The sequence below is a fragment of the Pantanalinema sp. genome, assembly GCA_036704125.1.
Classification (GTDB): domain Bacteria; phylum Cyanobacteriota; class Sericytochromatia; order S15B-MN24; family UBA4093; genus JAGIBK01.
The window spans coordinates 1-13797 of record DATNQI010000017.1; the positions used below are offsets into that span (position 1 = coordinate 1).

Here is a 13797-nt window from a genome sequence, read left to right on the forward strand (position 1 = left end):
GTCACGAACTCCTTGCGCAGGATCAAGGAGACCATGGAGGCGAAGGTGCTCGGGCGCCCGATGCCCTTGGCCTCCAGGTACTTGATGAGGGTGGCCTCGGTGAAGCGCTCGGGTGGCTTGCTCCAGTGCTGCTTGGGCAGCACGCGGCTGAGCGTGAGGGCCTGGTCGGGCGAGAGCGGCGGCAGGGTGGTCTCCTTGGCGTCGCGGTCGTCGAGGATCACGAGGTAGCCGCGCTGCTTGAGGACCCGGCCGCTGGCCTTGAGGGCGTGCTCGCCGGCGTGGATCCATGCCTCGGTGGCGTCGAAGACGGCCGCCCGGCACTGGCTGGCGAGGTAGATCCTGGTGATGAGCGCGTAGAGCTCCCGGGCGCGCGGCTCGATGCCAGCCCCCGGCTCCTGGTCGAGCTTGGTGGGCCGGATGCACTCGTGGGCGCCCTGGGCGTTCGCGCTCTTGGCCTTGTGGATGTTGGGCTTCGCGGGCACGACCTCGGCGCCGTGGCGATCGCGCAGGTAGGCGAGGGTCTCCTGCTGGAACTCGGGGCTGACGCTGGGCGCGTCGGTGCGGATGTAGGTGACGAGGCCCGCCTCGAAGAGGGCCTTGGCGTGGCGGGTCGTCTCGTCGGTGCCCATCTTGAGCTGGCTTGCGGCCTGCTGGAGCATGGTGCTCGTGATGAGCGGGGCGGGGGGATTGCGCCTGGCCTCCTTGCGCTCGACGCGTGCGACCGCGTGGCTGAGCGCGCGCAGGGCACTGGCGATCGTCTCGGCCTCCTCGCGCGTCGCGATGGTTTGCTTGCGCGGGGCCTTGGCGCCCGTGTGCTTGCCGACGTACTCGGCCTCGAACATGGCGTCGGGGCCCTGCCCCGGCACGTGGTAGTGGGCGTGCACCGACCACGACTCGGTGGGCTTGAAGGCACGGATGGCGAGCTCGCGATCGACCACCACCCGCAGGGCCACCGACTGGACGCGCCCGGCCGAGAGGTTGGCCTCGCCCGGCAGGCGGTTGCGCACGATGGGGCTGACCTTGTAGCCGACCAGTCGATCCAGGATGCGCCGCGCCTGCTGGGCGTCCACCAGGTGCATGTCGAGGGGGCGCACCTGCGAGAAGGCGCGCGCGAGGCCCTCGCGGGTGATCTCGTGGAACTCGAGCCGCTGGACCTGCCTTGCCGGCAGGCCGATCGTCTCGGCGATGTGCCAGCCGATGGCCTCGCCCTCGCGGTCCGCGTCGGAGGCCACGAAGATCTCGTGGGGCTTGTAGCGCCCCTTGAGGGCCTTGAGCTTGGCGACCACGTCCTTCTTGTCGGCGGCGTAGACGTAGGTCGGATCGAAGTCGCGATCGACCGCGACACCCAGCTCCTTCTCGGGCAGGTCCCGGAAGTGCCCGACCGTGGCCACCACCTCGTAGCCCGCGCCGAGCAGCTGCCGGATGGTCTTGGCCTTGTTGGGCGATTCGACGATGATGGCGCGGCGCGACATGGGCGGCTCCTCCATGAAGGGGGTCGAAAATTTGTTCTAGTTTCGGCTCGATTCTACCTCCATCCCGCTCGCCTGTCATCCGGGTTCTTTCGTGGCGCCTCAGGGGCGCTGCCTGGGCGCGAAGCGCTGCGCGTCGTAGCGGCGGATGAGCGCGGCGAGAGCCTCGATCTCGCTTTCGTCCAGGGTCCTCGAGGCCAGGCGCAGCGCTTCTTGCGCCGAGGTCGCGCGCGTGATCGAAACCCCGCGCCGCCGCAGCCCCCGCAAGGCCCGCCGGTACTCGGCGGCGGGCCCTGAGCGTCGTTGCTTGATCAAGGGATAGGCGCAGAGGGCGAGCAACACCCCCGCGAGCATCAGCAGGCGTGGGTCAGCGCCTCGCGAGGGGCGTTCGTTCGCCATCGGGGTGGGGTCGTAGCTCTCCCAGCGGCCGTCGATGAAGGCCTCGACCCAGGCGTGGGCGTCCCCGGCGCGGTACGTGACGCCGTCTCCCGCGCGCTCTGGCGGGGCGTAACCGACCACCAGGCGCGTGGCGATGCCGAGCGATCGCCCGAGCAGAGCGAGGGCTGAGGCGTAGTGCGCGCAGTAGCCTCGGTGGCTCGCCGTGAGGAAGAACAGGGTCGGGTCCTCGCCGGCAGGAGGGCGCGGGGCCTCCAGGTCGTAGCGCGCCGCGCGCCGGATCCGGCGCTCGAGCAGGTTCAGGGCGTCGGCCGGGGTGCCGGCCCCCGCGGCAAACTCATGGGCGAGGCGCGCGAAATCCGCGGGCTGGCCGTCCAGGGCCTTCTGGGCGCGGCTCGGGGCGCCTCGGCGCCAGCCGGGCTCCTCACCGAGCGCGACGCGGTAGCGATAGCCCCTGCGCAAGCCGGTCGGGTTCGCCAGGCTACCGTCTTGTCGCAGCAGCGGGCGCTCCATGGGGGTCAGGACGCCGACGGTCGTCTCGGGCAAGGGCAAGTGCGTCACGTCGGGAAAGAGCAGGGTCAGCCAGCGATGGGAAGGGAGAGTCGAGACGGAGGGGCGTCGGGTGGTTTTCAGGTCGCTGCGCGACCAGCGCCCGGCCCGGTAGGTGTCGAAGGTCTCGACGCGCAGCCGCACCGGCTCGGGGCCCTCGAGCCGGATGACGGCTGCGTCGCTGGTGGGCCAGCGGGCGTTCAGGGAGAGGCCGCCCGCCTGGCCAGGGTGGCGCGTCGCTTCGTCGCTTGGCTTCGCGGCCTGGGCGGGGGCCAGGCCGAAGGTGGGCAGCTCGGGCAACGGGATCGCCGGCAGCCAGGGTTGGGCGAGGTAGGCCACCAGGCCGATGAGCGCGAGCGGCACCCAGCGCGAGGGCAGCGCCTCGAGGTCCTTCAGGCGAACGCGCGCGTAGCCGATGGAATGCCGGCCGTCGGCCCAGCTCGCGAGCACCAGCGAAAGCAGCGCGAGGCCGTAGCTCAGGCCGACCCACGGCGTGTCGCGCACCGGGGCGAAGGCGGGAAGGACCGCCACCGTCAGGAGGGCGAAGAGCTGCTGGGCGCCAAGATAGGCGCGGTTCCTGAGGTCCCAGGCGAACAGCCCCATGACGAGCACCACCAGCTCGACCATCGCCGTGTGCGAGTCGCCCGGGCGCTGCAGCTTCCAGAGGAAGCCCGCGAGCACGCCGAGCATGCCGAAGTAGAGCACCGCGTGCAGCCAGCGCCCCGGCCTTCCCTGCCGGCGCGCGCTCAGGGCGCTCCCGGCCATCGCGATGGTGCCGGCGATTCCGGCGATCGCGGGGGGCACCAGGCCGCTCAGCCCAGAGAAGGCGATCGCGCCCAGGACGGCGCTCGCGCTCGCGGCATGCAGCAGCAGCAGATCCGCGCGCGGGGCACGGCCCGAGGCGGGAGGGCGGAGGGCGCTGCGGGCAGGCGAGCGATCGCGCTCGGCCTCGCGCAGCCTCACCACCAGGCGTTGCAGCCGCGCGCTCGCCCCCCAGTGGACGTCGCGGATCCCCTCGCCGACCCGGTGCTCCCGGATGCCCCCGAAGGGCGCGGCGGAAAGATCCGGCGGTGCCGGCCGGTCGTCGGGGCCGGGGGCGTCGTCCGCTCGCACGCCGGGCTCAGGCCGAGGGACCCGGACGATCGAGCAGACGGCAAGCAGGCCGAGGGGAAAGGTCCTGAGTCTCACCCGGACGGGATCGCGGCCGGCAGCCGGGGGCAGGTTCAGGCGGAGGCTAGATGCTTCGGGCACGCTCAAGGGCACGTCGGGTCGCCACGACTTGCCCGCCTTGAGGGCCAGGCCGAAGGGCCCGGCCTGCCGGCGCGCATGGGCCCGCACCCCCACGATCCAGGAGCCGTCCTGCTCGGCCTCGGCGCCCAGGCGCACATCGAGCGTGACGCCCCGCAGCTCGAGGATTCCCAGGATCGAGGCGAGCACCAGCAACACCAAGAGCGCATCGCCCGAGAGGTTGAGCAGGGGCATGCCGAGCGCACCACCCGTCAGGAGGCAGAGCCCCCCGATCGCGAGGACCGCGGCCCCCCGGCCGCTGAGGGCGATGCGCAGCCGCATCTAGCGGGGGATCGCTTCCTGCGAGAGCAGGTCCTCGATCAAGCGCTCCTTGTGCGCGCGCGAGGCGTCGCCCCGCAGGACCAGTCGATGGGCGAGCGCCGGGACGGCGGTCGCCTTCAGGTCGTCCGGCACCAGGTGCTCGCGCCCATGGACGAAGGCGTGGGCGCAGGCGAGGGCTTGCCAGGCGAGGCCCCCCCGGGGGCTGACGCCGAGCGTGACGTCGGGCCAGTTGCGACTCGCATGGACGATGCCGAGAAGGTAGCGGCGCAGCTCGGGGGCCACGTGGGTCCTGCGGGCCGCCGCGCGCCAGGCCATGAGGCTCTCGGCGGGGAAGGCCTCCACCGCGACGCCCTTTCCGTGGTGACCCTCGAGCAGCGCGAGCTCAGCTTCGTACGAGGGATAGCCCAGGCTCACGGCGGCGATGAAGCGGTCGAGCTGGACCTCGGGAAGCGGGTAGGTGCCCTCGAAGTGGACGGGGTTCTGGGTGGCGATGACGAAGAAAGGGTCGCTCAAGGCGTGGGTCGTGCCGTCCACCGAGACCTGGCCCTCCTCCATCGCCTCGAGCAGGCCGGACTGGAGACGGGGCGAGGCCCGGTTGATCTCGTCGGCCAGGAGCACCGGGGTGAAGAGGGGGCCGGGGACGAACTGAAAGGTGCCGTCCGAGGGGCGGTAGATCCGTGCGCCCGTCAGATCGCCGGGCAGAAGGTCGGGCGAGAACTGGACGCGGCGAAAGCCGAGCCCGAGGGCCTCGGCGAGGCGCTTGGCCAAGAGCGTCTTGCCCACCCCGGGCACGTCCTCGAGGAGCAGGTGACCCCCTGCGATCGCCGCGCAGACGGTGACGACGAGCACCTCCAAGGGGGCGGCGACGACCCGGTGCAGGCCGTGCACCAGCCGCATGGGGGCAGAGACGTGGAGCGGCATGGCGTCCTTCCTCGATCGACGGGCGATCCGATTATACCCTCGATAGTCCCTTTTCCCGGCCGCCAGGGCCTTGGATGGTTGCCAGGTTGACGCCCTTGGCGTGTTAGAATTATTCTAAATTCAGTCAACCGCAAGAAAGGACCCCGCCCATGTTCACGCCCGTGACGATCGGTGCTCTGGCTCTCAAGAACCGCATCGTGATGGCCCCCATGACCCGCAGCCGCGTCGAGGCCGACGCGAGGCCCGGCGCGCTCGAGGCGACCTACTACGCCCAGCGCGCCTCGGCGGGGCTCATCATCACCGAGGGCACGGCTCCTTGCGCCTCGGGCCTCGGCTACAGCCGCACCCCGGGCATCTACACCCCCGAGCAGATCGCATCCTGGCGCGCGGTGGTGGAGGCGGTGCACGCCAGAGGCGGCGCCATCGTCCTGCAGATCATGCACGTGGGTCGCGTGGCGCACCCCCTCAACCAGCCCGAGGGCGCCGAGATCGTGGCGCCGTCCGCGATCGCGGCCAGGGCCAAGGTCTACACCGAGCAGGCGGGCATGCAGGAGATGGCGGTACCCCGCGCGCTGAGGACCGACGAGATCCCCGAGGTCGTCGCAACGTTCGCCCAGGCCACCCGCAATGCCCGCGAGGCGGGCTTCGACGGGGTCGAGCTTCACGCGACCAGCGGCTATCTGCCGCACCAGTTCCTCAGCACCAACAGCAACCAGCGCACCGACGCCTACGGCGGATCCCCCCAGAACCGGGCGCGCTTCGTGCTCGAGGCGATCGACGCCATGATCGAAGCCTGGAGCGCCGATCGGGTGGGCATCAAGGTCTCGCCCGGGCAGGGCTTCAACGACATGGTCGACGAGACGGCCCGCGAGACCTACGGCTACCTGGCAGATGAGCTCTCCATGCGGCGTCTGGCCTACCTCCACGTCACCCGCCAGGCCCAGTTCAGCCCCGAGGACCAGGCCTTCGACTCCTTCGCCGAGCTGCGCCGCCGCTTCAAGGGGCCCCTGCTCGTCAACGGCGGCCTGAGCAAGGCCGAGGCCGAGGCCCTGCTCGAAAACAGGCAAGCGGATTTCTTCTCGTTCGGAGCGGCCTACATCGCCAACCCCGACCTGGTGGAGCGCCTCGCGGCGGATCGGCCCCTCGCCGTCTCGGACCGCTCGACCCACTATGCGGGCGGCGCGACGGGCTACATCGACTACCCCACCTACGAGGAGGAGCACCTCGCTCCGGCCGAGCCGCGCGACTGAGTCCCTTGCCACGCATCGAGCCCCCGGCGCTCTTCAGCGCCGGGGGCTCGATGCGTGAGGCCGAAAGCCGGCTCAGGCGCGCCTGACGATGACGCTGCCCACCGAGTAGCCAGCCCCGAAGGACGAGATGACACCGGTTGCGCCCGGTGCGAGGTCCGCGTGATGCAAGTGGAAGGCGATGATCGATCCGGCGGAGCTGGTGTTGCCGTAGCGATCGAGGATGACCGGGGCCTCCTCGGCGCTCGCCTCGCGGCCCAGCAGGCGCTTGGCGATCAGCTGGTTCATGCTCAGGTTGGCCTGGTGCAGCCAGAAGCGCGCCATGTCTCCCGGCTGGAGTCCGAGCGCCTCCATGTGGCTCGCGATGTGCTCGGCCACCATGGGGCAGACCTCCTTGAAGACCTTGCGCCCCTGCTGGATGAAGAGCTTGTCCGGCTGAGCGATGCCGCTCGCGTCGGTCCGGTTGAGGAAGCCGAAGTTGTTGCGGATGTTGTTGCTGAAGACGGTCGCGAGCTTGCAGCCGAGCACCTCGAAGCGGGCGCTCGCCGTCGCGAGGTCGGCGCGCTCCAGCACCATGGCGGTGCAGGCGTCACCGAAGATGAAGTGGCTGTCCCGGTCGCGGAAGTTGAGGTGCGCCGAGCAGATCTCGGGGTTGATGACGAGCGCCGCTCGCGCCTGGCCGGCCTGGATGGCGTTGACCGCGGTCTGGATGGCGAAGGTGGCCGACGAGCACGCCACGTTCATGTCGAAGGCGAAGCCCTGGATCCCGAGCGCCCCCTGGACCTCGATGGAGACGGCCGGGTAGGGGCGCTGCAGGTTCGAGCAGGCGACCAGCACCATGTCGATGTCGCATGCCGTGCGCCCGGCGTTCTCCATGGCCTCGCGGGCGGCGGCCACGGCCATCTCGGCCTGCACCGAGAGCGCCTCGTCGGGCCGCTCCGGCAGGGCAGGGCACATGCGCGTCGGGTCGAGCACGCCTTCCTTGTCCATCAGGAAGCGGCTCCGGATGCCGGAGGCCTTGACGATGAACTCCGCGCTCGATTCCGGGAGGGCCTGGCGATCGCCACGGGCGATCGCCGCGGCGTGCTCCTGGTTGTGGGCCTGGACGTACGCGTTGAAGGAGGCGACCAGCTCCTCGTTGCTCGCCGCGTGGGACGGGGTGTAGAGGCCGGTGCCGCTGATGACGACGGGATGCTGCATGAGAGGGTCTCGCCTTCCTGGACGATGGGGCCGGGGTTCCTGCCCTCGATCATACACCAAGCGGGGCGCTCAGCGCCCCCCGGCCGAGGGACGGGCCGCGAGCGAAAGGTAGAGGATCAAGCCGAGCACCCCGCAGCCGCCGACGACCCCGGCCATGGGCAGGGCGGTGGCGTCGTGAAGCCGACCGACCAGGCCACCCGCCAGGGCCGCGAGGCAGAACTGGAGCGCCCCCATCACCGCCGCGGCGAGCCCGGCGCGCTTGCCGTGCTCGGAGAGGGCCGCCGCCGTGACGTTGGGGAAGACGAAGCCGAGGGCCGCCAGGTAGCCGAACAAGGGCAGGGCCACCCCCCAGAAGCCGCCGATCTTTGTGCTCACCAGCGCCGCGAGCGACAGCCCGAAAAGGGCGGGCATCAGGATGGTCAGGCGCAGGATTCGCTCGGGGGCGCGGGTCCGCAGCATCAGGCCGTTGACCTGGGAGGCCCCGATCAGGCCGAGGGCGTTCGCCCCGAAGATCCAGCCGAAGGCCTCGGCCGGGACCTGGAACAGCTCGATGAACACGAAGGGCGAGCCCGAGATGTAGGCGAACATGCCGGCCTGGATCGCGCCGCCCGAAAGCGCGAAGCCGAGGAAACGGCGATCGCTCAGCAGCACGCGGTAGTCGAGCGAAAGGGAGGCGGCGGGCTCGGCGCGGCGCCGCTCGGCGTCGCGCGTCTCGCTCAGGGCCAAGGCGGCCAGCGCGAGGAGGGTGAGCCCGAAGGCCACCTGGGCGCCGAAGACGGCGCGCCACCCCAGGGCCGCCATGAGGTAGCCGCCCGCGAGCGGCGCGACGATGGGCGCCACCCCCATCACCAGGGTCATCAGCGAGAAGACCTGGGCGGCCTCGCGCGGCGGGTAGAGGTCGCGCACCATGGCGCGCGAGATGACCAGCGCCGCGCAGCCGCCAAGCGCCTGGAGCATGCGGAACGCGATGAGCGCGGTGATGTTCGGGGCGATCGCGCAGCCCGCCGAGGCCGCCACGTAGAGCACCAGGCCCGAGATGAGCGGTCCCTTGCGCCCGACCCTATCGGAGAGCGGCCCGTAGATGAGCTGGCCGAGGGCCAGGCCGACGAAGAACAGCGCGAGGGTGAGCTGTACCGAGGCGGTGCTCGCGCCGAGCTCGCGGGCGATGGTCGGCAGGCTGGGCAGGTACATGTCGATCGACATGGGCCCGATGGCCGTCAGCGCCCCAAGCAAGGGGACCAGGCCGCGGCCGGCCGTCCGGGCGGGGATGCTCAGGGTGGAGCTCGAACGCAAGAAACCCTCGATTCTTACTGGGCGATAGGGCGATGGCGCAGCGCAAAGCAAGGAGCGGAGCGAGCTTCGGCCACGGTCTTCAATGTTACCATCGATGCTCGCAGGTCTTCACCCCCGTATCCCCCATGGAATCCTCAGCGAGCGAGCAGGCTCGCTCAGGAAAGCTCAAGCAAGCATGTGGCAAAATGGAAGTCATGAAGACCAAAGTCGCTTCAAATGAGCTGCGCCGAACGCTGATCGTCAACGGCCTTGGCCCCGCCCTCGTCATCGTGCTGCTTTACGTGATTCTCATCTGGCAGTTCGCCAAGGTCCGGTCCGAGGCCGACGCGGTGACCCACACGGTGCTGGTCCAGGAGGGGGTCAGTCAGATGGATTCGCTGCTCGCAAATGCGGCCGCGGGCTTGCACGGATACCGTCTCGCCGGCAGGCCCGAATTCCTGCGCTCCTTCACCCAGAGTCAGGCTCGGGTCGATGCGATCGCTGCCAGCATCGAGGACCTCGTCGCCGATAATCCGTCCCAGAGCGCGGCGATCCGCAAGATTCGCAGCCTCGTCCCCCACTGGTATCACAACGCAGATTTGAGCATGCGGGTATCATCGCCATCTGCCGCCACCATCCGCTTGATGTTGTCGGCAGACGGCGCACCCATGCTGGACGAGATTCATGGACGCCTGCGAGCGATGCACGATCAGGAAGGCCACATTCTTCGGGCGCGTCAAAAGCGCCTCGGCCGTTCCAACTCACTGGCCATGACCCTCGGGGCCGTCGCCATCCTGCTTGTGCTCGGCTTCTTCGCGCTGTTCAGCTTGAGACAGTTCCGGATCCTCAATCGTCACTTCCAGCAAAACCTGCGCGATCTCAGGCGACAGAAGAGCGAGCTCCTGGAGATGACCTGTTCACTCGCGGCCTCGAACCAGTTACTCGAGCGACGCGTCCTGGAGCGCACCGAGGAGCTTCAGGCCGCCTCTGAAAAGTATCGTCAGCTCGCAGATTCCGATGGTCTGAGCGGGATTCCGAACCGTCGGATCTTCGATGAGTTCCTGAATCGCGAGTGGAGCCGCTGCGCCCACCAGGGCACGCCCCTCTCCTTGATCATGCTGGATATCGACTTCTTCAAGGACTTCAACGACACCTACGGACATCAGGCGGGCGATGACTGTCTGCGGCAGGTCGCCAGGGCCCTCGAAGGCCAGGCCAGGCGCCCGAGCGATCTTGTCGCGCGTTACGGGGGAGAAGAGTTCGGCGTCATCCTCAGCGATACCGACGCGGCCGGTGCCGAGCGGATCGCCGAGCGCCTCAGGGAGCAGATCGAGGGGCTGGCCATCCCCCACGCCGGCTCGAGAAACGCCCCCTGCGTCACGATGAGCCTCGGCGTGGCGACCCTCGTGCCGAGCCCGGGGACCGGCCCTAGCCAGGTGGTGGCCCGGGCGGATCAGGCGCTCTATCAGGCCAAGCAGGAGGGGCGCAACCGCGTCTGCGTGCTGCAGCCAGGCGGGTTAAGCGTTTAAGCGGGCGGGGGCTGCCATCAAGGTGCGCGGCGAGGAGCCAGGCCTCCCTGCCGGACATCCTCGAAGTGCCGAAGCAGGGTCGCCGCTTCGGCTGGCGGGTAGCCAGCTTGATCGCAGGCCTCCAGGAGCCGCTCGGGGACCAGCAGCGGGGCGAGAGGCTGCGAGACCGAGGGCGCGAGCGTCAAGGCGAGGCGGAGCCGGGCCCGGAGCGCGGTGAGCTGCTCGGCGGACGGCGTGCTGCGGGTGGTGCCCCGGCAGCCAGGCGCTCCGCAGTGGCAGGGGAAGAAGTCGTCCTCTCGCCGGTCCTCGAAGGTGCCGTAGTCGTTGGTCAGCTGCTCGCCGACCCGGATGTCCCGGGCGGCCACCTCGAAGCCCTGCAGGGTTCCGAGGCAGTTCGGCTGACAGGAGTGGTTCATCGCGCGGCCCAGATCCCAGATCAGGACGCGGTTGCCCTCGGCGTCGCCGTAGGTGTAGCGCGCGAGCAGCGCATCGTAGGCGGCAGGCAACGCGGCCACGCGCGCGGGATCGAGCAGCTGGTCGAGCGGGTCCTGCACCCAGATCACGGTGCCCATGGGAATGGGCGCCGTTGCGACCAGGCCGTGGCCGACGGCGCTATCGATGAAGCGCAGGGCGGTGTCGGGATGGATCATCGGCCGAGCGCCCAGAGCCCCTCGCCGAGCGGTGGCTGTGCTCCGGCGGGTGTGGCCGCCTGGTAGTGACGGCTGCTCGGAAGCGGAACGTCGCGCCCCTCGCGCAGGGCGTCGGCCAGGACCTGGTCGGCATGGCTCAGCTTGGCGTAGGGCAGGAGGGGCTGCGGCACCGCGAGGGCCCAGCGGAAGGCCTGCGCCGCCTCGCGGTCCCACTCGCCCCACAGGGAGTCGAGGTCGGTCGCGCTCACGCTGCCGCGACAGCCGGGCGCGCCGCAGGCGCAGGCGAAATCGCCCGTCATGTTGAGGGTGCCGTACTCGCAGGTCAGCTGCTCGCCCGGCTGGATGTCACGGACGGCGATCTCGAAGGCCTCCCCGACGCTGCGGCTCGACGGCCGGCAGGAGTGGTTCATGTAGCGGCCGAAGTCCCAGCACAGGATGAAGTCGCCCGCGGCGTCGACGTAGGCGTACTTCTCGACCTGGGCGCGCAGCAGGTCGGGCAGGGCGAGGACCTCGCCGGGAGAGAGGACGCGGTCGAAGGCGTCGAGTGCCCAGATGACGGTGCCGCGAGGGATGAAGGCCGTGGCGAAGACCCCGTAGCCGATCCGGTCGTCGATGTGGCGCAGCTCGGTCGATGGATGGATCATGGGGCTGCCTTTCGGTGGATGAAGGCCGGATGAGATTAGGTTAGCTTCTTATTTTATTGTATCGCGTCGGTCGAGGCATGCGTCAAGAGCGAGCGGGCCGCCCGGATGGGCGGCCCGCTCGGGTCGAGGGTGGAAGGATTTAGAAGGCGCCGAGGTAGACGTTGTCGATGACCGGGGCGCTCATCTTGTCGGTGCCGAGGTAGTAGTCGTAGGTGTAGCGGAAGCGAACCTTGACGGTGCTGGTCTTGTAGGCGCTGAGGTCCACCTCGACGCGCTTCCAGTCGGTCTGGCTGGCGGTCTGGTCGTAGACCTGGGTCCAGGTGGCGCCGCCGTCGGCCGAGGCATCGACCTGGAACTTCGCGGTCTTGAAGTAGTACTGGGCGGTGAACTTGGAAAGGTCGAAGCGAAGGGCCGAGCGGGTGTTGGCCGAGAGGTTGGCGTTGCCGGCGAGCGTCAGGGTGTAGGTGCCGGTCTCGGTGACCTGGCCGGCGGCGTCGCCGGGGGTGGCGCCCTTGCTGCCGCCGTTGGCCGCGAAGGTCGAGGCGGTCCAGTTGGTGGTCGCCGCGGTGGCGGCGCTGTAGCTGCTCTTGGTCCAGCTCGCCTGCCACTTGGCGAGGCCGCCCTCGAAGTCGTCGCTGAAGGCCGCGGTGACAGGGGCCGGGGTCGCGCTCGGCGCGGGGGTGGGGGTGGCGACGGGGCCGGGGGTCGCGCTGGGGGCGGGGGTCGGGGGGGTGGTGGGCGTCTCGTCGCCCTCGATGGTGACGCCGAGGTCGAGGCCGCCGAGGACGGGCTGGTTGGTCTTGAGGTTGATCTTCATCGCCAGCGGGGTGACCTTGCCCTCTTCGACCTGGATCCCCTCCTGGGTGAGGCCGCCGAGGTAGCCGTAGCTCTGGTCGAGGGCGTCCACCCGGACGGTGTAGGTATCGCCCTTGAGGCCGTTGAAGGAGACGTCCTTGGACATGGGCCAGCCGATGGTCTGGCTGACGGTGCCCTGCTTGCCGTTGTAGCTGACGACGTGGATCGAGAGGTAGCGGACGTCGCTCGCGGCGGCGGCGGTCTGGTAGCCGGCGCCCTTGAGGACGATCGAGCCGCCCTGCTGGGCCATATCGAGGGTCATCGACTTGCTGCCGGTAGCGGCGACGGGGGCGAGAGGATAGGAACCGCAGCCCGTGAGCGCCGCGATGGCGGCACCGAACACGATGAACTTGCTGGCAGTCTTCTTGAACATTGCGATCCCATCCTTTCGGACCAACCTCTTACACAAGGGTTATCCGCGGAGGGGGAGGGAATGTTCTTATGACCGAGTTAAGTTTGGGTCGGCAGGTTGTTAAGGTTGCGGTGGGGGGCTCGGTTGCCTAGAACGTCATCCGGATGCCCACCGAGACCTGGGTCTCGGGCGCACCGAACCCAGAGCCGCCCTGGCGGCGGCCTTCGAGGTAGAGGCTGGTGTTCTCGCGCTCGGCGCTCACGCGCCCGGCGGCGTAGGGGCTCCAATTCTCACCGGGGCGCTTCATGGCGCCGGCCTCGACCCCCCCTCGCACCTGGAAGCCACCCACGGTCTCGCCGACCGCGTCGGTCTGCCACCGGCCGTAGACCTGCCCGCCGTCGCCCTTGGGGCTCCAGTTGTAATCACCGCCGACCCCGAGCGACGAGTGAGCGAATTGCTTCGCGGCGCTGCCGCCGACGGAGCGAAGGTCACCATGGCGGGTGTAGTGGCCCTCCACGGCGGTGGTCGGATCCTGGTACCGGATCCTGGCGTCGGTCGCCTCGCGGGTCATGGCGAGGGTGGCCTGGGCGAAGGCATCCCCGCGTGCGGCGGTGAGGTTGCCGCCGAGCGCGGTCTGGCCGTTGAGCTGGACCAGGCCGAGGTTCGCATCGAGCGTCGTCTGGTGCGAGGAGCCGGTGGTCGTTCCACCGGAAGGGGCGGGCGGGATGGCCGGATCGAGGCCTGGCAGTGCGCCGAGCGTATGCGCCTCAGCGGCCGATGGGGCCTGGGGCGGGGCTTGGCCGGAAAGGGAAGCTGCCGCAGGGAGGGGCGCGGTTGGGACCTTTAAGAGGCCGAGCAACCAGCTGAAGAGGCCCTTCAGGGCCGTTGCGATCGACGAGGCCAGCGACGAGAGGGCAGCCTGCGCGGGAGGCGGCGCGACGGGAGTGTCGGAGGCAGGCGCCACGACGCTCACCGGTCCGCCTGCGCGGACGGTGGGGATGCGCTTGAGCTGCGCCGGCACGGGCGCGGATCGCTGCTGGATCGTTCTCATTCGCTTCCGCCTTGCTCGGAGGCCATGTCCCCGAGCGGTCGACATGGAGTCCCAGCCGTTATCGCGGGGCGGGGGGTAAAGTCGGTAATCGGA

11 protein-coding genes are annotated in these 13797 nt (G+C 69.9%); 2 read left to right on the top strand and 9 right to left on the bottom strand.

Translation table 11 applies throughout. From position 1 onward, the window contains the following. The 3 genes from topA to V6D00_01980 form a co-directional block, all read right to left on the bottom strand. On the bottom strand, window positions 1–1472 hold a 1472-nt coding region (gene topA, locus V6D00_01970; GenBank protein ID HEY9897924.1), incomplete at its 3' end, for a type I DNA topoisomerase. 99 nt (window positions 1473–1571) lie between these two features. Next, the gene (locus tag V6D00_01975; GenBank protein HEY9897925.1) at window positions 1572–3983 is read right to left on the bottom strand and encodes a transglutaminaseTgpA domain-containing protein; all 2412 of its coding nucleotides are present in this window, start codon (window positions 3981–3983) and stop codon (window positions 1572–1574) included. Continuing rightward, window positions 3984–4904: an AAA family ATPase gene (locus tag V6D00_01980; GenBank protein ID HEY9897926.1), complete on the bottom strand. Its 921-nt coding sequence runs from the start codon at window positions 4902–4904 to the stop codon at window positions 3984–3986. It lies immediately after the preceding gene. Between the two features lie 149 nt (window positions 4905–5053). On the opposite strand from V6D00_01980, the gene V6D00_01985 reads away from it, so the two are divergent. After that, window positions 5054–6154: an alkene reductase gene (locus tag V6D00_01985; protein ID HEY9897927.1), complete on the top strand. Its 1101-nt coding sequence runs from the start codon at window positions 5054–5056 to the stop codon at window positions 6152–6154. A 72-nt stretch (window positions 6155–6226) separates the two neighbouring features. Here V6D00_01985 and V6D00_01990 read toward each other — a convergent pair whose 3' ends face one another. Continuing rightward, the gene (locus V6D00_01990; GenBank protein HEY9897928.1) at window positions 6227–7351 is read right to left on the bottom strand and encodes a beta-ketoacyl-ACP synthase III; all 1125 of its coding nucleotides are present in this window, start codon (window positions 7349–7351) and stop codon (window positions 6227–6229) included. A 69-nt stretch (window positions 7352–7420) separates the two neighbouring features. Continuing rightward, a complete protein-coding gene (locus V6D00_01995) occupies window positions 7421–8644 on the bottom strand; it encodes a multidrug effflux MFS transporter (protein ID HEY9897929.1) in 1224 nt (407 codons plus the stop codon). Between the two features lie 185 nt (window positions 8645–8829). Here V6D00_01995 and V6D00_02000 point away from each other — a divergent pair, with 185 nt between their 5' ends. Further along, window positions 8830–10152 (top strand): diguanylate cyclase, encoded by a 1323-nt coding sequence (locus V6D00_02000; GenBank protein ID HEY9897930.1) that lies wholly within the window; start codon window positions 8830–8832, stop codon window positions 10150–10152. Window positions 10153–10169: 17 nt separating this feature from the next. Here V6D00_02000 and V6D00_02005 read toward each other — a convergent pair whose 3' ends face one another. The 4 genes from V6D00_02005 to V6D00_02020 all read right to left on the bottom strand — a co-directional run bounded on the left by V6D00_02005 (window position 10170) and on the right by V6D00_02020 (window position 13704). Next, the gene (locus tag V6D00_02005) at window positions 10170–10802 is read right to left on the bottom strand and encodes an SET domain-containing protein-lysine N-methyltransferase (protein ID HEY9897931.1); all 633 of its coding nucleotides are present in this window, start codon (window positions 10800–10802) and stop codon (window positions 10170–10172) included. Next, window positions 10799–11446: an SET domain-containing protein gene (locus tag V6D00_02010; GenBank protein HEY9897932.1), complete on the bottom strand. Its 648-nt coding sequence runs from the start codon at window positions 11444–11446 to the stop codon at window positions 10799–10801. Before V6D00_02010 ends, V6D00_02005 begins: the two co-directional genes overlap by 4 nt. A 139-nt stretch (window positions 11447–11585) precedes the next feature. Further along, window positions 11586–12674 (bottom strand): hypothetical protein, encoded by a 1089-nt coding sequence (locus tag V6D00_02015; protein ID HEY9897933.1) that lies wholly within the window; start codon window positions 12672–12674, stop codon window positions 11586–11588. Window positions 12675–12801: 127 nt separating this feature from the next. Beyond that, window positions 12802–13704 (bottom strand): hypothetical protein, encoded by a 903-nt coding sequence (locus V6D00_02020; protein HEY9897934.1) that lies wholly within the window; start codon window positions 13702–13704, stop codon window positions 12802–12804. Window positions 13705–13797: the final 93 nt, after the last annotated feature.